Origin of the sequence: Streptomyces sp. NPDC086777 (genome assembly GCF_040702065.1) — a bacterium.
In the GTDB taxonomy this organism is placed as follows: Bacteria; Actinomycetota; Actinomycetes; order Streptomycetales; family Streptomycetaceae; genus Streptomyces.
Map to the genome: position 1 here is coordinate 62641 of NZ_JBFBJI010000023.1, position 19550 is coordinate 82190.

Annotated in this window: 14 protein-coding genes; 7 read left to right on the forward strand and 7 right to left on the reverse strand. The window is 72.7% G+C overall.

Translation table 11 applies throughout. The annotated features are described in order from the left end of the window. Positions 1-71: 71 nt before the first annotated feature. Entirely contained in the window at positions 72-884 is an 813-nt protein-coding gene (locus tag AB0472_RS29225; protein ID WP_366360618.1) for a peptidoglycan-binding protein, read from the forward strand. Here the strand turns inward: AB0472_RS29225 and AB0472_RS29230 are convergent. From AB0472_RS29230 to AB0472_RS29255, 6 genes are all read right to left on the reverse strand, one after another. After that, positions 871-3267: a SpoIIE family protein phosphatase gene (locus AB0472_RS29230; RefSeq protein WP_366360620.1), complete on the reverse strand. Its 2397-nt coding sequence runs from the start codon at positions 3265-3267 to the stop codon at positions 871-873. The two genes, AB0472_RS29225 and AB0472_RS29230, sit on opposite strands and share 14 nt — an antisense overlap. A gap of 85 nt (positions 3268-3352) precedes the next feature. Beyond that, entirely contained in the window at positions 3353-3736 is a 384-nt protein-coding gene (locus AB0472_RS29235; RefSeq protein WP_366360622.1) for a hypothetical protein, read from the reverse strand. Between the two features lie 414 nt (positions 3737-4150). Next, positions 4151-5074: a MurR/RpiR family transcriptional regulator gene (locus AB0472_RS29240; protein ID WP_366360624.1), complete on the reverse strand. Its 924-nt coding sequence runs from the start codon at positions 5072-5074 to the stop codon at positions 4151-4153. Between the two features lie 187 nt (positions 5075-5261). After that, complete coding sequence (locus tag AB0472_RS29245; RefSeq protein ID WP_366360626.1) at positions 5262-7013, reverse strand: phospholipid carrier-dependent glycosyltransferase; 1752 nt, start codon at positions 7011-7013, stop codon at positions 5262-5264. Between the two features lie 37 nt (positions 7014-7050). After that, on the reverse strand, positions 7051-8982 hold the full coding sequence (locus AB0472_RS29250; protein WP_366360628.1) for a phosphatase PAP2 family protein: 1932 nt from the start codon (positions 8980-8982) through the stop codon (positions 7051-7053). 275 nt (positions 8983-9257) lie between these two features. Then, positions 9258-10163, reverse strand: coding sequence for a BadF/BadG/BcrA/BcrD ATPase family protein (locus AB0472_RS29255; RefSeq protein ID WP_366360630.1), 906 nt, complete (start codon positions 10161-10163; stop codon positions 9258-9260). A gap of 323 nt (positions 10164-10486) precedes the next feature. Between AB0472_RS29255 and AB0472_RS29260 the strand changes: the two genes are divergently transcribed. From AB0472_RS29260 to AB0472_RS29285, 6 genes are all read left to right on the forward strand, one after another. Then, positions 10487-11620 (forward strand): ROK family transcriptional regulator, encoded by a 1134-nt coding sequence (locus tag AB0472_RS29260; protein WP_366360632.1) that lies wholly within the window; start codon positions 10487-10489, stop codon positions 11618-11620. 276 nt (positions 11621-11896) lie between these two features. After that, on the forward strand, positions 11897-13219 hold the full coding sequence (locus tag AB0472_RS29265) for a sugar ABC transporter substrate-binding protein (RefSeq protein WP_366360634.1): 1323 nt from the start codon (positions 11897-11899) through the stop codon (positions 13217-13219). Positions 13220-13340: 121 nt separating this feature from the next. Next, entirely contained in the window at positions 13341-14252 is a 912-nt protein-coding gene (locus tag AB0472_RS29270) for a sugar ABC transporter permease (protein WP_366360636.1), read from the forward strand. Then, entirely contained in the window at positions 14249-15151 is a 903-nt protein-coding gene (locus tag AB0472_RS29275) for a carbohydrate ABC transporter permease (RefSeq protein ID WP_366360638.1), read from the forward strand. Before AB0472_RS29270 ends, AB0472_RS29275 begins: the two co-directional genes overlap by 4 nt. 2 nt (positions 15152-15153) lie before the next feature. Continuing rightward, on the forward strand, positions 15154-16860 hold the full coding sequence (locus AB0472_RS29280) for a hypothetical protein (RefSeq protein WP_366360640.1): 1707 nt from the start codon (positions 15154-15156) through the stop codon (positions 16858-16860). A 47-nt stretch (positions 16861-16907) separates the two neighbouring features. Then, positions 16908-18725: a hypothetical protein gene (locus tag AB0472_RS29285; RefSeq protein WP_366360642.1), complete on the forward strand. Its 1818-nt coding sequence runs from the start codon at positions 16908-16910 to the stop codon at positions 18723-18725. Positions 18726-18825: 100 nt separating this feature from the next. Here the strand turns inward: AB0472_RS29285 and AB0472_RS29290 are convergent, their stop codons facing one another. Then, positions 18826-19479, reverse strand: a complete 654-nt coding sequence (locus AB0472_RS29290) for a nucleoside/nucleotide kinase family protein (RefSeq protein ID WP_366360644.1) — start codon at positions 19477-19479, stop codon at positions 18826-18828. Between the last annotated feature and the right edge of the window lie 71 nt (positions 19480-19550).

The following is a 19550-nucleotide window of genomic DNA, read 5'->3' on the forward strand; positions in this document are numbered from 1 at the left end:
GGCGGTCCTCCCGTATGTGTTCTCGGGGATCGTGGACCCCCCGTCCGCACGGGGAGTGGAAGGAGAGCAGTGTGTCGACACCGCCCGACCCTGAACAGCCGCACCGCGGACCGGTCCTGGAACCGGTCCGGGTCCTGCGTCCCCGCCGGCTCGACACCCTCGCGGAGCTGATGCGCGAGTTCCACGCGGAGGCGGAGGCCGCCCGGGGGACGAGCGGGACCGGGGACGCGACGGAGGCGGCGGCGGGGAGCCGGGGCCCCGCGGAGTTCGAGGCCTTCGAACCGGCCGCCGGTTCCGGCACCGGTGCGGGAACCGGTTCTTTCGGCCCGGGCGCCGGTTCCTTCGGCTCCGGCACCGAGGACGAGACCCAGGAACTGCCGCCCGTCACCGACGGCCCCCGCACCGCACCCGGGAGCCACGGGTACGGCCACGGCGCCGACCCGTCCCGGGCCTTCGGCTTCGGACCGGGACTGCGCCGGGCCGCCGTCGTGGTGGCCGTCGGCGCGGCCGCCCTGGTCGGCTTCGGATGCGCCCTGCTGCTGCCCGGCCGGGAGGGCACCGCCGAGGCCGCCCAGCCGTCGCGGTCGGCCACCACGGCACCGGCCTCCACGCCGCCGGCCTCCGACACCTCCGCCGACCCCGACGGTGCCGGCACCCTGCGCCAGGGCGACACCGGCCCCGAGGTCGTCGAGCTGGAGCAGCGTCTGCTGCGCATCCCGGACGTCTACCGCGACGGCTCCACCGGCGGCACCTACGACGCCGCCCTGACCGCCGCCGTGGAACGCTTCCAGGTCTGGTACGGCATCAGCGGCGACGAACGCGGTGTCTACGGCGACGACACCCGCCGCGCCCTGGAGTCGCGCACCAGCCTCACCGGTGGCTGACCGCCCGGGGCGGCGACTGCTCCTCGCCCTCCACCGGCACCCGGATGTCCAGCACGCACACGTCGTCGCGCCGTTCGCCCGTCAGCATCGCGGCGAGGAGGGCGTCCAGGGAGGCGGGGCCGGCGGCGAGCGCGGCCGCGGCCAGGCGGTCCAGGCCCGCGTCGATGTCCTCGCCGAGCCGCTCGACCAGGCCGTCGGTGTACAGCAGCAGCCGGTCGCCGGGCTCCAGCTGGAACTCGGCGGACTCGTAGACCGGATCCGCCGACGCGCCGAGCAGCATGCCGGTCGGCCGGTCGAGGTGGTGGGCCCTGCCCCCGCGCACGAGGAGAGGCGGCGGGTGCCCCGCCTGGGCCCAGGCGAGACGCCGTTCGGCGGGGTCGTAGCGGGCGAGGACGAGCGTCGCGGTGGACTGGGCGTCGCGCGAGTGCAGCAGCAGGAAGTTGAGCCGGGCCAGCGCACCGGTCAGGGAGGAGCCGGTGCTCACCATGCCCTTGGCGGTGAACCGCAGCTGGGCCATGGTGGCGACGGCGTCGACACCGTGTCCCGCGACGTCGCCGACCACGAACAGCGCCGCCTCGTCGGGCAGTTCGATGGCGCTGAACCAGTCACCACCGACGTGCACCCCCGCCTGTGCGGGCAGGTAGGCGACCTCGACGCGCAGCCCGTGCAGCTGCACCGGGTTGCTGGGCAGTGGCAGCAGCGCGTGCTGGAGCCGGGCGGCGAGCGCGCGCTCGGCGTCCAGGACACCGCGTTGTACGAGGATCGCGCGCTCGCTGTCCACCAGGGCGAGTTCGGCGCTGCGCTGCGCGGTGAGGTCCTGCACGAAGCCGTGCACCTCGACGACCGTGCCGTCCGCGGCGCTGACCGCCTCCGCGACGGCCCGCAGATGCCGTACCGCGTTCCCGGTCCTGATCCGGAACGGCACGTCGAACGACCGGCCGGAACGGGCGAGTCCGGCGACGGCACGGGCCAGCGCGGGGGCGTCCTCGGGCAGTACCAGGTCGGGCAGCAGGTCCAGCGGTACCGCTCCCCGCCCCCGGTCGCGGCCCAGGATGGTGTACACCTGGGACGACCAGTTGACCTGACGGGTGACCAGGTTCCAGTTCGCCCAGCCGAGGTTGCCCAGCCGCTGCAGCTCCGCCAGCCGCTGCTCCTGCCGTTCCTCGGTGTCGTGCCGCAGCCAGGTCACCAGCAGCCCGTCGCCGAGCCGCGCCGCCCGCACCGAATAGGTGGCGGTCACGGTCATGCCCGCGACGATCTCCTCGTAGACGAACGGTTCGCCCTCGTACGGGTCGCCCCCGGCGAGCGTCTTCAGGTACCCCTGCCACAGGGACTCCCCGGCGACGGAGGGATAGCTCTCCAGGATGTGCGAGCCGATCAGCTCCCGGCCGGTGCGGCCCAGGATGTCCACGGCACCGGGAGTGGCCGCCTCGATGCGGTAGTCCTCCACCTCCCCGGCCGCGGTGCGCAGCGGGGTCAGCAGGACCGTGGCGCCCGGCAGCGCGTCGAGCACCGACTGCACCGCCGTGGCGAGCCCCGAGGTCACCGGCTCCGAGGGGGCGTCGAGGGTGCCGAGGGCGCCGAGCCGGCCGGCGCCGAGCCGGGCGACGGACTGCAGCAGCTCACGGTCCGCGCGGGCGAAGGGGGCCGCGGGGCGCCGCAGCACCCCGAGGACCGTGTCCGTCGTCACCGGCACCCAGGCCCGGGACAGCCAGTGGCGGGGCGGCTCGTCGATGAGCTGGTACACCTGCCGGTCCTCGGCGAAGTGCTCCAGCCAGAGCGGCTCGCCCGCCTTCAGCGCCTCCAGCGGGGCGATCCCGTGGAGCGGCGGCACCTGGTGCCACCGGGCGGCGAGCGTCGCGTCGAGTCCCGCGTGCCCGACGAGTTCGAGCCCGCCGCCGGACAGCCGCCGGTACAGCAGCACCGCGTCGGCGTCGACCCGGGGTGCCAGGTGCTCGTGCAGCGCCTCGGCCAGCTCCTGCGGGGATCCGACGTGCAGCAGGGCCGTGCCGAGCCGGCCGAGGACCTCGGCGGTGCCTGGCGCGGCGGGCGTCCCGGGGGACGCGGCCGGGGCGAGCGGTTCGGCGTCGGGGACCGTGGCGGCGGGCGGGGTGGGCATCAGGGCGCCGAGGGTGAGCCAGCACTCCTCCAGCAGCGTGCGGTTGCCGGTCTCGGCCCGCCGTGCCAGCGCCTCGTGGGCGGCGTCGGGGGAGCAGCCCGTGGTGGCCATCAGGGCACCCTTGGCACGCTCCACCACCGCGGAAGTGGCCGCCGACTCCCGCAGCCGGTCCAGCTCGGCGCGCTGCCTGGAGACGATCCTGGCCAGGGCTGCCGACTCGGCGACGGCACCGGTGTCCACGGCAGGCACGTACTCGCTCGTCACGGGTCGAGCATCGCACAGGACGGTGCGCCCGATCACACTCGTAGCCGATCCGTGAAGGACATGGGCATCCGTGAAGGGATATTCGTCAGCGGCCGGTGCTGTGCCCGACGAGCGCCTCGGTGACCACACGGACGCTGCGGGCGATGTGCTGCAGCTGCATGACCTCCGCCGCGTACAGCTTGATGGTGTGCTCGATGACCGACTCCGGCAGGCCCAGCAGGGGCAGCTCGGCCCGTGCGGTCTGCAGTGCCGTGCGCGCCACCCGGACCTCCTGCTGGACCTGGATCTGCGCGTGCCGGGCGAGCAGCACGGGGTGCCGGATCAGTGCCGGATAGCTGGCGTAGCGGGCCGGGACCAGCTCGCGCAGCCACCTGGCGGCGGAGCGCTCCCAGTCGTAACTGCCCGGTGCCTTCACCTGGCAGGGCCAGTCGGGGCTGATGCGCGCGGTCGTCGTCACAGTCATGGTCATCGCTTCCGGGTGTGCGGCGTCGTGAGGGTGCTCGACGGGGTTCTCGGCGGCTCCGGCCTAGGGGATGGCCGGAGCCGCCGCGGGCGGATCGCAGAGGCGATGCCCGTTCGAACAACCCCGGCGCCGACGCGGGTAGGAGACGGCGGCTGGGGGTGTCCGTGCGAGGCCCCGGACGCCGGCCGCCGGCACTGCGGGTGGTGCTGCGTGCGCATGGGCGGTCCGTCGGCTTTCTCGGGGCGGGTGCGAGCGAGCGGTGCGTCCTCGGGTGCGGAACATGCCCGGAGTGGGCCGGGTGGGTGATCCATCAGCAGTATTTATATATGCCGTCCGGTTTGCAAGACGCATGAAAACATTCATGCGTGAAATCAGGTGAATACTCCCCTTACGGGGTCCCGCGAGGACGTCGGAGCGGGGTCAGTCCTTGAGGAAGAACTGGTGTTCCTCGGCGACCTGCTCGTACTCCTCGAGCCGCGCCTGGGTGCGTCCGGGATCGGCGTCGGTCATGGCCTGGAGCAGGGCGGCGGCCATCAGACCGGGCGCCGCGTAGGTGTCGAAGACGAGGCGGGACCCGATGCCGGTGCTGAAGGTGACGTCGGCCTCGTCGGCGAGGGCGCCGAGCGCCAGGTCGGTCACCAGCGCGACCCGCAGTCCCGCCGTGCGCGCCACCCGGATCGCGGTCAGCGTCTCCTGCGCGTGCCGCGGCATGCCGAACGCCAGCACCCAGGTGCCGCCCGCCTCGCGCGACTGCAGCAGCGCGTCGTAGGCCACGCTGCCGCCCCGGGTCACCAGCCGCACGTCGGGGTGGATACGGCGGGCGGCGTAGGCGAAGTACTCCGCCAGCGAGACGGAGATGCGCAGGCCCAGCACGGTCAGCGGGGACGACTGGGACAGCTCGCGGCCGATCCAGATCACCCGGTCCGGGTCGGCGAAGTCCCGGCGCAGGTTCTCCAGGTTCTCGATCTCGGCGTCCACGGCGGCCTGCAGCTCGTTGCTGCGCTGCTCGGTGGCGGCCCCGGTGCCGCCCGCCAGGGTGCGCAGCGCGATCGACTGGAGCCGCTCGCGCAGCGCGGGATAGCCGCTGAAGCCGACCGCGCCCGCGAACCGGGTCACCGAGGGCTGGCTGACCCCGACCCGCTCGGCGAGGTCGGTGATCGACAGGAAGGCCGCCTCGGTGATGTGGTCGATCAGGTACTGGGCGATGCGGCGCTGGCCGGGGGAGAGCCGGGGGCCGTCGAAGAGCTCACGGAGCTGGGAGGTGGGCGCGGCCTCCGCCTCCGGCACGGTTTTGCCCGAGGTGATCGCGGATGCCTGTGCACGTGCCTGCTGCGGCGATGGCACCGAAGCGCCTCCTTTGTCTCCCACGAGGACTCAACATAGCTCACGGACCGTGGTGACCAGGGGTTGTGCGGTACGCCGGACCGTCCCGGCGCCGGACACCCGGGATGCGGAAACAGCACCGGGATTCCGGTGCCTCACCGGCGACGGATGCGGTGGCCCGCGCCGGCGGATGGGGTGGATCGTACGGTCACCGCCGATAGATGGTGATCGAATGACCGACATCATCGACCGGACGGCTGGTGTCGATCAATTCGGCCAGCCTGCCCCGCGCCTTGGCGGCCGACGAGTCGGAGACGACCAGCAGCCCGTGCACCTGACCCGGCGCCACCTTGCGGGGGTCGGCGGCGTGGATCCCGTAGTACGCCGGGACGCCGCTGCCCTTGTAGACCAGCCAGATCCGCTCGCCCGGGTAGCGCTCCGCCAGCCGGTCGGCGAGCCTGCCCAGGTCCTGCCCCCAGTCCACGTTGGAGTCGTGCAGCCACCGGTGCGTGTTCGCCGGACCCCCGAACGCCTCGTTGGCGTACGGCAGATAGAACGGGAACGTCCGCAGCGAGCTCACCGCGACGAACAGCACCAGCGCCCCGCCGACCGGCCGTGCCCAGCGTCGGCGCACCGTCAGGGCCGCGGCCCCGGCCACCGCGAGGAACATCGGCATGAAGACCGCGTAGCGCGTCCCGAAGTCCCGCGACCCGGTCATCGCCGAGGCCAGCAGCACGGCCGGCGGCACCAGCAGGTAGGGCGCGGCCCGCCGCAGCCGCCGTACCGCCACCAGCGCGACGGCGCCCGCCGCCCACAGCGCCAGCATGCCGAGCGGGGTCTTCACCAGCACGGCGGCCGGCAGGTAGTACCAACGGGAGCCGGTGTAGAGGTGCCCGAACAGATAGCCCTGCCAGGGGTAGTCCTCCAGCGCGAACTGCATCCGCATGCCGTCGCGGTAGGACTCCGGAAAGGGCAGCAGGCCGGTCAGGAGGCCCCGCAGACCGTGCACCGCGGGCACCGGCTCGGTGGGCAGCGCGCGCAGCCGGGGATCGACCGCCAGGTAGGAGAGCCAGACGACGGCGACCGCCGTCACCGTCACCACGGCAGCGGCCGCGAGGGCGCGCAGCGCACGACCCGGCCGCGCCCCCCACACCGACACCACCGCCAGCGCCACGAGCACGGGGATCGCGGGCAGCGCGCTCATCTTCGTCGCCACCGAGGCCCCCAGCGCGGCCCCGGCCGCCGGCAGGTACAGCCGGGGCCGGCGCCGGGCCCGCCACACCAGCCACGCCGACGTCAGCACGAACCCGGCCGAGGGCACGTCCAGGGTGGCCAGCGAGCCGTGCGCGACGACGTCCGGCGAGAAGCAGTACAGGGCGAGCGCCAGCAGCCCGGCGGCCGTACCGAGGACCTCGCGGGCGAAGGCGAACGCCACCAGACCGAACAGCAGCGTCAGCACGATCACCGGCAGCCGCGCCCACAGCATCACCCGCCAGGGATCGTTGCCCGACGAGTACAGCAGGTGCCGGCCCACCTGCCCCTGGTCGCCCCGGTAGGACGGGTCGTAGTGGGGGTCGGCGACGGCGATCCCGGCCATGATCACGAGCTTGCCGAGCGGCGGGTGCTCGACGTTGTAGCGCAGCCGGTGCTCGTGGAGGTAGTCGGTGGCCGTGGCCACGTAGACCGGCTCGTCGATGGTGGGGGTCTGCTGGACCGCGGTGGTCACCATGGCCGCCGCCATCTGGCCGAGCAGCAGCACCACGAGGACCGGCACCAGCCACCGGCGGCGGGCGCGCAGGGCGGCGGTCAGCCGGGCCGCGGCGGGGCGCCGGGGGAGCGGCCCGGCGCCGACGGAAAGGTCGGGGACGTCGGGTTCGAGGACCGACTGCTGTTCGCTTGCCATCATCCGCCCCGCGGGGACACCGGGCCCGCGGTGACGGGAGCGATCGCGAGCAGTCATGGGCCCTACTGTCGCACCGCTCCCGCCACCGGGCGCGTCACCGCTTCACGAGTCGTACCGACAGACCGTCTGCCGTGTACACGGGTACGGCCCGCAGCGTGCCGGAGTTCAGCTCCACCGTGTCGAACTGGCCGCGCAGCCGCGGCGCGTCGACGACCGGCAGCATGCTGCCCGCGGCCGGCGGGCGCTCGGTGTCGAGGTTCAGGGACAGGGTGGTGCCCCGGCCCAGGACGGCCAGGTGCTTCACCGTCAGCGGCGCCTTGCGGCCCTTGGCCAGGGTGACCGCGAGGGCGCCCGCGTCCTGCGTGTACGTGCCGCGCACGAACAGCTCCCCGGCGACCCGCAGGGTACCGGCCGAGACCCGGACGTCCCCGCGGCCCAGCGCCTGCCCGGACCCGGCGACCAGGGTGCCGCCGGCCAGCACGGTGCCGCCCCGGTAGTCGTTGTCGCCGGTCAGGGTCAGCGTGCCGGTGCCCTTCTTGGTCAGGCCGCCGGGGCCGTCGATGTCGTTGCGCCAGGTGTCCGCCGCCGCGAAGCCGCCGGCCGCGGCGTCCAGGGTGACCGTGACGTCCGCGTCGAAGGCGCCGTAACCGTCCGCCGCGGCGAACAGGTTGAGGCGGCCCCACTGCTCCGGCCCGTCCAGCAGCACGTACCCGGAGGGCAGACCGGTCGTGCGCAGCACCTCGCGGCGCTGGTCGGCGGTGAGGTAGGGCTGCCGGGTCTCCAGCAGCACCTCCGCGCCCTTGGGCACGTCGAACGGCAGCTCGAGGCCCTCCCGGTGCAGGATGTACGTCAGCCGGGGCGTGGCCGCGCGCTCGTTGGCCTCGCGGTCGGCGTACGGGTCGGTCTCGACGCCGGCCGAGTGGGCGTAGGCGTACAGGGTGTCGGCGGTGGAGCCGGTCTGCGCCGCGAAGTAGGCGAGGGCCTGGGCGCGGGCGGCCGCCTTCAGGTCGGCGTTGGCCGGGTCGGCGAGGGTGGCGGCGGCCAGGGCGGTGGCCATGACGCGGCCGCCGATCACGTCGACCGTGTTGTGCATGCCGGCCACGATCCGGGTGTCGCTCAGCTCCAGGGCGCGGGTGACCAGCTCCTGGAAGCGCTCCGGCACCGCGTACGCGTAGGCCAGGCCCGCCAGGTGGAAGGCGTTGGTGTGGCCGGAGGGGAAGCCGCCGTCGTCGGTGGGGGAGGTGCTGCGCTGGCGCAGCAGCTGCGGGGCCACGACCACGTCGGAGTCGTAGACCGGGAAGCCGTAGGCGTCCGTCCGCCCGGTGTCGACGACCTCGCTGTCCTCGTTCATCCGCCATGGACGCGGGTACTGGTAGGCGTACTTGGACGGGTTGCCGGACGCGTAGTTGCCGCGCAGGGTGTCGACGAGGGTGGCCACCTTGCCGAGCGCCGAGTCGTGCGAGCCCGCGCCGAGCACCGCGCCCGCCGGGGCGTCGGCCGGGACGGCGTCGTTGATCGTGGTGGCGGGCGTGCCGTCGGGGGCACTGGTGATCGAGGTGACCGCGAGCGAACCGGCCTTGTAGAGGCCGGCGAGCGGGCCGAGGCCGGCGATCATCGCGTAGCTCTGGTGCTGGCGGTCGTAGACGAACGCCTTCTTCGCGTCGGCGGCGCTCCGCTTCCTGGTGGTCTTCGCGCAGTAGCGCATGTTGTCGCGCAGGATGTCGGCGCGCAGCACGCTGCCGGTGTTCCAGGCGGAGCCGGTCTTCCAGATCCGTGCGAAGCCGCCGAGGATGCGGACCACCGCGTTGGTGTCGGCGGTGAGGTTGGTGCTGATGTTCGTCTTGTAGTCGTCGACGAACGCAAGGGCCGTGGCGGCCTTGGCGTCGGCGGCCGCGAGCCAGCCGGCGAAGGTCGGGGCCGCCAGCACACCCGCCGACGCACCGAGCGAGGTCTTCAGGAACCCCCGTCGGCCGACGGCGGTTCCACGGGTCGGAGAAGCGGAGTGGTGCCCGGCAGGTGACGGCATGGGTGTGCCTCTCTTGAGTCCTGGGGGAGTTCACGCGGACGGCCGCTGCTCCAGGTGCGTGCGAGCGTGTGGGTTCGCGTGCGAAAAGTGTTGAACGAGCGAAGTTCTAGGGCGAGTTCGTGTACCGGCGGCCATCGCCCGACGACCGCCGTATGGCCCCGAGTTGAACGACGGCCCCGTGGTTCACCGGAAGAACCGCCTCGGACCTGCGTGTTCGCAGCCTCGAACGGCCCGTGGTCCAGTGCTGCTGGACCCACGGGCTGCGGACAGGTTTCTCACAGGAGCGAACGCGCCAGCGCCACCGCTCCCTCGACCGGCGGGAGCCGCAACGGCTGCGGCCGCGCCCCGGGGACGGCCTCGGCGAGCGCGTCGGCGAAGGCGTCGTACAGGCGCGGCTGGGACAGGATCGTGCCGCCCGCGACCACCACGTCGTCCACCGCGAGACCGCGTGCGGCGAGCCGGGCCACCAGGCCGGCGAGGGCGCGGCCGCCGTCGGCTATCACGTCCGCGGCGAGCCGGGAGCCCCGGTCGGCCGCGGCGAAGAGCACCGAGGCGTGCCGGCCCCACTCGGCGGAGACGTCGGTGGCGCCCTCGAGGGCGGCGCCGAGCGCGGGTACCTCCGCCACCTCGAAGGCGGCGACGAGTCCGGCGGCGAGGGCGTCGGGGGCTGCACCGCGGTCGTGCGCGGCCCAGACGGCGCGGGCGGCGTCCCGGACGAGTCCGGCGGCACCCCCCTCGTCGCCGAGGACCGCACCCCAGCCGCCCACCTGCACGGGGCTGCCGTCGGCCTGGCGGCCGACGGCCACCGAGCCGGTGCCGGCGACCAGGCCGACCCCCTTGTCCAGGCCGGCGGCGGGGACGAGGAGCTCGGCGTCGCCCACCACCCGGACCGGCACGTCGAGGAGGTCCCGGAGGGCGGCGGCGATGCCGGCGCACTGACGGGGGGTCTCGCAGGCGTGCCCGCCGACGGCCAGGGCGGCCGGGCGGGTGCCGGGGGGCAGCGCGTCGTGGACCAGTGCGGTCAGCCAGCGGGCCGCGGCGGCCGCGTCGTGCGGCCGCCAGCCGCTGCTCGGACGGACGAGGTCGGCGACCCGGTCCGCGCCGGTGAGGGCGCGGAGCTGGGTCTTGGTGCCGCCCACGTCGATCCCGACCACGAGCGGGGGAGAAGATGTGTCCTGCACGGATCCTCTTTCGTCGTCCGGGCGAACAGCGCCGAAGAGCTCTGCGCTGTGCTGCGACGGCGGGCGAACCGTTCCTGGCCGAACAGGAGTCGAGCACGTCGGGAAGCCCCGGGACGGGCTTCTTGCGGAGCACGGCAGGCGAGTACCGTGTACTTCGTTAGGAAGTTAACTAACGAAGTACAGTGCGTCAAGAGTTGCCGCGGACTCGATCAACGGACGCTGTCGAGGCCAGAACCGCGCGGCACAACGGCACCGCATCGCCGCATCTCCCGCCACCCGGGGGAGCGCGGCCCCTGACCCATGGGGGAACTGTGGAACACGTCGTGGCTGAGGCCCCCCGGCTCACCGAGAGCGCCGGCGCGGTCTTCGCCGTACTGACCCAGGCCGGCAGCGCCACCCGGCCGCAGCTCGCGAGCCTCGCGGGCCTGTCCAAGCCGACGGTCTCCGCCGCCGTCGCGGAGCTGGAGGGCGCCGGGCTCGCCACCCACTCGGGCACCGCCTCCAGCGGCACCGGCCGTTCCGCCGCCGTCTACGGCCTCGGGCCCGCCGCGGGCTCCGTCCTCGCCGTCGACCTCGGCCCGGCCCGTATCCGGGTGCGCGCCTGCGCCCTGGACGGCACCCTGCTCGCCGAGGCGGACACCCCGCGCCCCCGGGCCGCCGACGCCGTCCGCGAGGCGCTCGCCGCGCTGCCGGCGGGCGCCCCGTTGCGGGCCATCGTCGTCGCCATCGGTGACGTCACCGCCCCGGACCGGGCGGGCACCGGCATGCGCCCGGCGACCGCCAAGGCCGGGCCGGTCTTCGACGCGGTCTCCGTCGCCCTGCCGCCGGGGGTCCCCGTCCACCTGGAGAACAACGTGAACTGCGCGGCCCTCGCCGAACTCCACGAGGGCGCCGCCCGGGGCCGCCACACCTTCGGCTACCTGCGGATCGGCGTCGGTATCGGTCTGGGCATCGTCATCGGCGGCCACGTGCTGCGCGGCGCCAACGGCGCGGCCGGTGAGCTCGCCCGGCTGCCCTACCCCTGGGACGACGACCGGGAGCCCCGCCAGGAGGCCCTGGAGGCCTACGTCGGCTCGCAGGCCCTGCTGCGCCGGGCCGCCGAGGTCTGGCCGGAAACCGACGGCCCGTGCCCGCACACCGCCGAACGGCTCTTCGCGCTGGCGGCCCAGGGCCGGGAGCCCGCACGCGCCCTGGTCGCCCGGCACGCCGCCGACGTGGGCCGGCTGGCCGCGGCGGTGGCCGCCGTACTGGATCCGGGGCTGATCGTCCTGGGCGGCAGCACCGGCGCGGACCCCCAGGTCCTGCCCGGCGTACGGGCCGAGCTGGGGCGGCTGAGCTGGCCCACCGAGGTGGTCAGCAGCCAGATCGGCGATCTCGGTACCGTGGTGGGCGCCGCCCGGCTCGCCGTGGCCAAGGGAGTCCAAACCGTGACCGAAGGCGCGCGGGTGAAGGATTGACGGCTTCCTGATCGGTCTGCCAATGTCCGGACAAGCGCTTTCTAAGTCGGCCGGGACGCCGGCTTGGGGCGAGCCTCCCAGCCCGTACACGACGTACGGCAACCGCACGAGGGCGTGCCCGTGCGGTGACGGCCAGGACGGCCGGGGACCTCACCCCGCGTGGACGATGCGGCCGGGCGAGGCCGCGGCCCCCGGAAAGCGACTTTTCCTTCAAAATGCACCAGTGCCGCCTCAGCCGGCGCCGTGCTCCGTCCGTTCGACGAAATGGGATCGAAGATGACCACTGTGGGTGTGCGGCGCTCCAGCCGACTCGGCCGCGGCGGTATGCGCCGCCTGATTCCCCTCGCTGCCGTGGCCTCGGCAGGAGCCCTGCTGCTCTCCGCCTGTGGGTCGGGGTCCGGCTCGGGCGGGACCTCGAAGTCACTGACGTTCTGGATCTCCACGGTTCCGGGACAGGACGCCGGCTGGAAGAAGCTGGTGGCGCAGTACAAGAAGGAAACCGGCGTCGACGTCAAGCTCGTCAACATCCCCTACGACGGCTACCCGACGAAGCTGCACAACGCCGCCCAGGCGAACTCGCTGCCCGACGTCGCGGACGTGCCGGCGCTCGACCCGATCTGGTCGAACAAGCTGATCGACCTGAGCTCCGTCGCCAACGACAAGAGCTACAACATCAACGCCAACTTCCTCGCGAAGGACTCGTCCGGGAAGGTGCTGTCCATCCCCTCGGACGTCACCGCGTCCGGCCTGTTCATCAACAAGACGCTGTTCGAGAAGGCCGGGGTCTCCGTCCCGACCTCGCCCTCGGACACCTGGACCTGGACCGAGTTCATCGCGGCGGCCAACAAGGTCCGGGAGAAGACCGGCGCCAAGTACTCGCTGACCTTCGACCAGTCGCCGTCCCGGCTGCGCGCCATGGTGTACGAGATGGGCGGCAAGTACGTCCACGCCGACTCCTCCGGCAAGTTCTCGGTGGACGACGCGACCAAGAAGGCCGTGAAGTACTTCGTCGGACTCAACGACGACAAGACCATGCCGAAGTCGGTGTGGACCAGCGGCGCCGACCCGTCCGCCATGTTCCAGAGCGGTGACGTGGTCGCCTACTGGTCCGGCGTCTGGCAGGTCGCCTCCTTCGCGGACAGCATCAAGAAGTTCGAGTGGGCGAGCGTCCCGACCCCCGCCCAGCCGGTGCAGGCCAGTGACGTCAACAGCGGCGGCATGATGGTGGGCTTCAACAACAACGGTGCCGCGGCCACCGCCGCGAAGAAGTTCATGTCCTGGGTGTACGACCCGAAGCAGTACACCGAACTGGTCGAGACCTCCGGGTTCCTGCCGGTCGAGAGCGGCCTGAGCCCGAAGTACCCCTTCACCTCCGACGCGGCGCAGGCGGCCTTCAAGCTGTACAACGAGGAGATCCCGCTCTACGACCCGATCTCGGGCTACTTCAACAACGCGCAGAGCGCCTGGGTGCTGAAGGGCAAGAGCCTCACCACCGACCCGACCAAGACGGAGCTCGGCAAGGCGATCAACGGCCAGCAGTCGGCCGACAAGGCCCTCCAGAACATCGTGGACGGCTACAACCAGCAGGTCGGCGGCTGACCGGCCGCCCGTGGTCCGGGCGGCGGGGTCGACCCACCGCCGCCCGGACCGGGCGCCCCCACGATCACGGGCTCACGGCCTGAGCTCACGCAATCCATCCCCACAGCACGGAGTCAGGAAGATGACAAAACGCGCCTCGGACGTGTCCGGGAGCCCGCCCAGGCGACGCAGCACCTACACCTTCGCGCCGCTCGTCCTCATCGCGGCCAATGTCGTGCTCTTCGCACTGTTCTTCGTGTGGCCGGCGGTGATCGGGCTCGTCTACTCCTTCACGAACTACACGGGCGTGGGGGCGTTCCAGTTCGTCGGGCTGGACAACTACACGAACCTGTTCGGCGACTCCTCCTTCTACGACGCGCTGACGCGGACGCTGCTGTACACCGTGCTGGTCGTGCCGCTGAACTTCGTGCTCTCGCTCCTCATCGCCAACCTGGTGGTGAGCAAGCAGGCGAAGGGTGCCTCGATCGCCCGGGTCGTCTTCTTCATCCCGTGGCTCATCTCGCCCATCGTCGTCGGTGTCCTGTGGCGCTGGCTGTTCGGTGAGAACTTCGGACTGATCAACTACGTCATCGAGAAGCTCGGCGGGCACGCGATCGCGTGGCAGTCGAACGCGGACCTGTCGCTGGGCGTGGTCGTGATGGCGGGCGCCTGGTGGGGCACGGCCTTCTCGATGCTGCTGTTCATCGCGGCGATCAAGAACGTGCCCACCTCCTACTACGAGGCGGCGTCGCTCGACGGCGCGGGCCCCTGGCGCCAGTTCATCAGCATCACGCTGCCGAGCATCGCGCCGACGTCCTTCATCGTGATCCTCCTGAACACGATCAACGCGATGAAGGAGTACCCGCTGTTCGTCTCCCTCAACAACGGCGGACCGGGCACCTCGAACAACCTGCTTGTCCAGTACATCTACCAGACCGGATTCAACCGGGGCCAGATCGGCTACGCGAGCGCCGCGTCGTTCGTGCTCATGCTCATCCTGATGGCCGTCGCGATCATCCAGCTGGTCGCCAACCGGCGGATGGAGAACCGATGACCACCACAGACACGCCGCGCCCGGTCGCCGCCGGCTCCGCGAAGGCCCTGTCCAAGAAGCGGCCCCGCGGCGGGCGCGACGGCGGGCTCCGGCGCGCGGTACCCGCGACGACCCTGCTGTGGATCCTGGCCGCCCTCTACGGGCTGCCGGTACTGTGGTTCATCCTCAGCTCCTTCAAGCCGGCCGGAGACCTGTTCTCCCTCCCGCTGACGGTGGTTCCGCACCACCCCACCCTGTCGGGTTACAAGGCCGCGTGGGACAGCGCCAACTTCTCCCAGTACTTCATCAACACCGCCCTGGTGTGCGTGATCACGACGATCCTCACGGTGGGCGTCAGCTGCTGCACCGGCTACGCGCTGGCCAAGTACGACAACAAATGGCTCAAGGCCTTCTTCCTCTGCATCCTGGCCACCACGATGCTGCCGTCCGAGGTCATGCTGGCCCCGGAGTTCCTGGTCGTCCGCGACCTCGGCCTCTACAACTCCTTCGGCGGCATCATCCTCCCGGCCGTGCTCACCGCCACCGGATGCTTCATGTTCCGCCAGTTCTTCCTGACGGTCCCCGACGAACTCGTCGAGGCCGCCCGCATCGACGGCGCACGTGAACTGTCGATCTTCCTGAGGATCATGGTGCCGATCTCCCGGCCCATCATGCTGACCCTCGCCATCCTGTCCTTCCAGTGGCGGTGGAACGACTACATCTGGCCGCTGCTGATGCTCAACGACCCGAACAAGTTCACCGTGCAGATCGGCATCCAGAGTCTCGTCGGGGCGCAGAACATCAACTGGTCTGTGCTGCTGGGCGGATCCGTCATCTCCATGATTCCGCTGATCCTCGTCTTCCTGGTGTTCCAGCGGTACGTCATGAGCGCCGACATCAACGCCGGACTGAAGGACTGACCGTGCCCACCCCGCTCGACCACGAGTTCGTCCGCGCGGCGGCCGGCGCGGCCGACCGGTCCGCCGCCCCGCTGGCGGCCGACCCGGACGGAGAGCTCGTCGACGCGACCCACCGTGTCCTGGCCCGCCGGGTGAAGACCCTGGTCGCCGCCTACCGCTCCCCGGACTCGGCACTGCACGGCAGCGGGCAGGCCGTCGCCGCCGCGATGGCCCACCTCCGCGCCCTCGGGGCCGCGCAGACCGGCACCGGCCTCTTCGCCGGCGGCGACAACGTCCAGTCACCACCCGACTCCGCGTTCACCGTCAACGACGTGTGCGACGCACACGTCCTCGCCGCGGGCGCGGGGCCGGAACTGCGCGACGTCACGGCCGCGCTCGCCGAGATCGCCGGCGCCGCCACCGCGGCTCTCCTGACCGGCGGGGTGCACACCCCCAACCACCGCTGGGAGCTCTGCGCGGCGCTGGCCCGGCTGCACCGCTCGTTCCCGGACGGCCGGCTGCTCGACCGTATCGACGCATGGCTCGCCGAGGGCGTCGACATCGACGCGCAGGGCCTGTACTCGGAACGCAGCGCCGTCTACGCGTCCCACGTGTCCAACCCGTCGCTGCTGCTCCTGGCCGACGTCCTCGGCCGCGACGACCTGCGGGACGCCGTCGAACGCAACCTCACCGCGACCCTGGACCTCATCAGGCCGGACGGCACGGTGGAGACCGTCCACTCGCGACGACAGGACCAGAGACACCCTTACCCGCTGGCGCCCTACCTGCCGCACTACCGGCTGCTCGCGATCCGCACCGGCCGGGGCGACCTCAGCCGGGCGGCCCGGCTGGCGGCCGCCGCCGGCATCGACGACCCCGTCCTGCTCGCCCAGACCCTCCTTACCCCCGACCTGTGCCGCACGCTGCCGGCACCGGCGCCGGAACCCCTGCCCCGCGCCCGGTACCTCACCACGGCGCGCCTCGCCTCACACGCCTCCGCCACCGCGCACAGCGTCCTGTACGGCGGCTCGGACGTGCCCCGGCACCGGCGCATCCGCTCGGGCCTCGCCTGCAACCCCACCTTCCTGCGGCTGTTCGCCGGCGACGCCGTCCTCGACGCGGTCCGCCTCTCCCGCGGCTTCTTCGACCTGGGCCCGTTCCGCGCCGAAGACGTGCAACAGCTCGGCGGCAACCGCTACCGGCTCACCGAGACCCTGACGGCCGCCTACTACCAGCCGCTCCCGCCGGACCGGCGACAGGCCGACGGCGCCTACCGGATGACGGACGAGGGACGCTTCTCGGCCGCGATGGCCTTCCCCGACCGGCCCCGGGACGAGGTCTCCCAGACGACCCGTGTCGAAGCCGAACTGCGCGAGGACGGCGTCGACCTGCGGATCGAGATCGACGGACCACGGGTGCCCTGGGCCCTCGAACTGACCTTCCGGCCGGGCGGCGTGCCCGAGGGTGCCGCAGCGATCGGCGACGGGCGCTGGTGCCTGACGGGCGGGCCGATGAGCTACCGGGCCGGTGCCGACGAGATCCGGGTCGAGGCGGTCGTCGAGACCGGCGAACCGCTCGCCGGGCCGGACCGGACGGACGTACTGCGGTACGACCCGGGGCAGGACCACACCGTGGTGGGCGGCACCGACGCGACCACCGGGAACCGGGTCTACCTCGGTGGGCACGGCCCGCAGACACTGACCGTCGCCCTGCGCGCCCGCCGCCCCTGACGAACCCCGCCAAGGCCACCTCCGGAACGAAGGGCTGACCTCCTCCGATGCACCTGCCGCGCCAGCTCGGCCCGCTGCACGACCTGCCGTCCACCCTCGAGGCGTACGACGCGGTCCTCGCCGACGTCGTCGAACAGGCGCTGGCCCGCCTCACCCCCGAGGGCAACCTCGAACACCCCGACGCCGACGACGACATCGGCGACACCTCCCTCGGCGTCACCTCCCTGCTGGCCCTGGCCTGGCAGCGGTCCAGGGACCCACGGCTGCCGGAGGCGGTGCGCCGCAGCCTCGCCTTCCACCTGCGCGAGCGGGTCCACACCGGGGACAACCCCGGCTACCCGAACCTCACCGTCCGCAACTCCGGCCTCCCGTACGCCCGTTACGTCCTGGCGGCGGGTGCGCACCCGATCGGGGACTGGCCGAGCACGGTCTGGGCGCTGCTCCAGGCCGTGAACATCCTCGACCTCGCCGACGGACTCGTCGACGACGGACAGCGCGCGGAGCTGCTGGAGGTGGGCCGCGGTTACTGGCGCTGGCTGACCGAGGCCACCTTCTTCAACCCGCAGGAGGCCGGCAACCAGGCCATCGGGTGCGTGGTAGGCGGCCTGATGCTGGCACGGCACCTCCCGCCCGAGCAGGCCGAGCCCGTCCGGGAGCGGGCGCTGGACCTCTACACCAGCAGGATCCGCGCCCACCGCGTCCTCGACCGGGGCGCGCTGCTGCCGCCCGAGCACGGCGGCGCCTACGACAACAACTACGGCCCGATCTCCCTCTCCTTCCTCGCCCAGGCGCACCGGATCAGCGGCGCGGAGATGTTCGCCGAGGACGGCGACGCGCTCGCCCGCTACCTCGACGCCCGCCTGCCGAACGGCGGCTTCGACAACGGCGGCCCCCGCTACAGCGAACAGCACTCCGGCTTCGAATCCGTGCTCGGGCTGCGCTACTTCGGTGCCCGGATCCGCTCCGACCTGGGCCGCTACCGGGGCGACACCACCTGGGGCCGGTACGCGGTCAAGCCGGACGGCGGTGTCGACGGGCACTTCGCCTGGATGCTGGTCTGGCAGATCCAGGACACCACCCCCTGGTACCGCGAACCGTCGACGGCCCCGGCCCGCCATCAACTCCGCGCCGGATCGGTCTCGGTGGCCTTCGACCAGCGCATGACCCCGTCCCTGATCGAGGCGGGCGGCACCTACCACCTGCCGGCGGCGGTGAACCGACAGCACGGCTTCGGCCCGGTCCTGGACGGCTTCCTGTACTGCCGGCCGATGGGCGAGGTGCGGGTCCGGGACGTCCGTGCCGACGGCCTGACCGCCAAGCTGGTCGCCAAACCGGTCGTGGGCCGCGACCACGTCCTGCGCCACGTGCGCTCCCTGTACGTCACGGACGGCACCCGGCTGTGGGTGACGGTGGCCGTGGAGCGCCTGAACGGGGCGCCGTACCTGCTGGCCGGGCTGCCCTACGCGGCGGACGACGGCGACCGGGTGCGCCGCGTCGCCGAGGGCGAGGTCGCCGCGGCGGGCGCCCTGCGCCTCACGCACCCGGCCGGGCAGGGTGCCGACCACTTCGACGCGCGTGCCGAACTCACCCAGGAGCAGGCCGCGTTCCTCCTCGCCGCCGACCCGCGCGGGTACGGCAACCCGGACGAGGGCTGGCGCCACCTGGTCGCCTCCACGGCGTACGAGGCCGAACCGGCGCCGGGTGCGCCGGAGCACCTGCACGTGTTCGCCGTGCGGTACGGGCCCGGCGGGGACTTCACGCCGACGTTCGAGGGCGACCTGACGGTGCGCACCGAGGCGTTCACGGCGGTCATCGGGGCCGAGGACGGGCACGGGGTTCCCGGGCTGGCTCTCGCCGCGTGTTGAGGGCTTCGCCGGCAGTGCCGCGACAGGCCGTCCGACGGCCGCGGCGCCGTCGTGGCTTGTCGCGCAGTTCCTCCGCCAGCGCCCCTTACGGGCGTTCCAGTTACGGGGCGCTGTCCAGTGTCGGCGCCGTGAGCACCAGGTCGGCCCGGTCACGGGTGGCGGCGACGAGGTCGGCGTTGAGCTGGTCGGTGCCCGCCACCCAGGCCACCGCCTGCTCGTGTCCCTTGCCGAACTCCTCGTGCCGGGCGACCAGTCGCCGTACCCGCTCACCCTCGTCGATCTCGCAGAACCACACCTCGTCCAGGGCCGGCCGCACCCGCGCCCACAGGCCGTCCCTCAGCAGCAGGTAGTTGCCCTCCGTCACCACCAGCCGGGCGGTCGGCAGGACGGGGATCGCGCCCGCGATCGGCTGCTCCAGGACCCGCTCGAAGCCCGGCGCGTACACCACGACGTCCGGTTCCGCGCGCAGCCGCCGCAGCAGCGCCGCGTACCCGGCCGCGTCGAAGGTCGCGGGCGCCCCCTTGCGGTCCCGCAGGCCGAGGCGTTCCAACTCGACGTCGGCAAGGTGGAAGCCGTCCATCGGCACATGCGCGGCCCACGGCTCACCGGTGCCGTTCAGCTCCCGCACCAGCTGCTGGGCCAGGGTCGTCTTGCCGGCACCGGGACTGCCCGCGATGCCGAGGATCGCGCGCGGCGCCGCCCGTCCGGCGAGTGAACAGGCGCGGTCGAGAAGGTCGTCGAAAGTCAGCGGCACGCAAAAAGTGTGACATCAGGACCGGGAAGTGTGGCGGGCGCCACCCCCTGAAGGCCGTTCGGCGGGGAAGA

What these genes read in the sequence shown, in the direction of transcription:
- AB0472_RS29235 (WP_366360622.1), bottom strand. Translation starts at nt 3,736, where the DNA reads ATGACCATGACTGTGACGACGACCGCGCGCATCAGCCCCGACTGGCCC.
- AB0472_RS29245 (WP_366360626.1), bottom strand. Translation starts at nt 7,013, where the DNA reads ATGACTGCTCGCGATCGCTCCCGTCACCGCGGGCCCGGTGTCCCCGCG.
- AB0472_RS29250 (WP_366360628.1), bottom strand. Translation starts at nt 8,982, where the DNA reads ATGCCGTCACCTGCCGGGCACCACTCCGCTTCTCCGACCCGTGGAACC.
- AB0472_RS29265 (WP_366360634.1), top strand. Translation starts at nt 11,897, where the DNA reads ATGACCACTGTGGGTGTGCGGCGCTCCAGCCGACTCGGCCGCGGCGGT.
- AB0472_RS29270 (WP_366360636.1), top strand. Translation starts at nt 13,341, where the DNA reads ATGACAAAACGCGCCTCGGACGTGTCCGGGAGCCCGCCCAGGCGACGC.
- AB0472_RS29275 (WP_366360638.1), top strand. Translation starts at nt 14,249, where the DNA reads ATGACCACCACAGACACGCCGCGCCCGGTCGCCGCCGGCTCCGCGAAG.
- AB0472_RS29285 (WP_366360642.1), top strand. Translation starts at nt 16,908, where the DNA reads ATGCACCTGCCGCGCCAGCTCGGCCCGCTGCACGACCTGCCGTCCACC.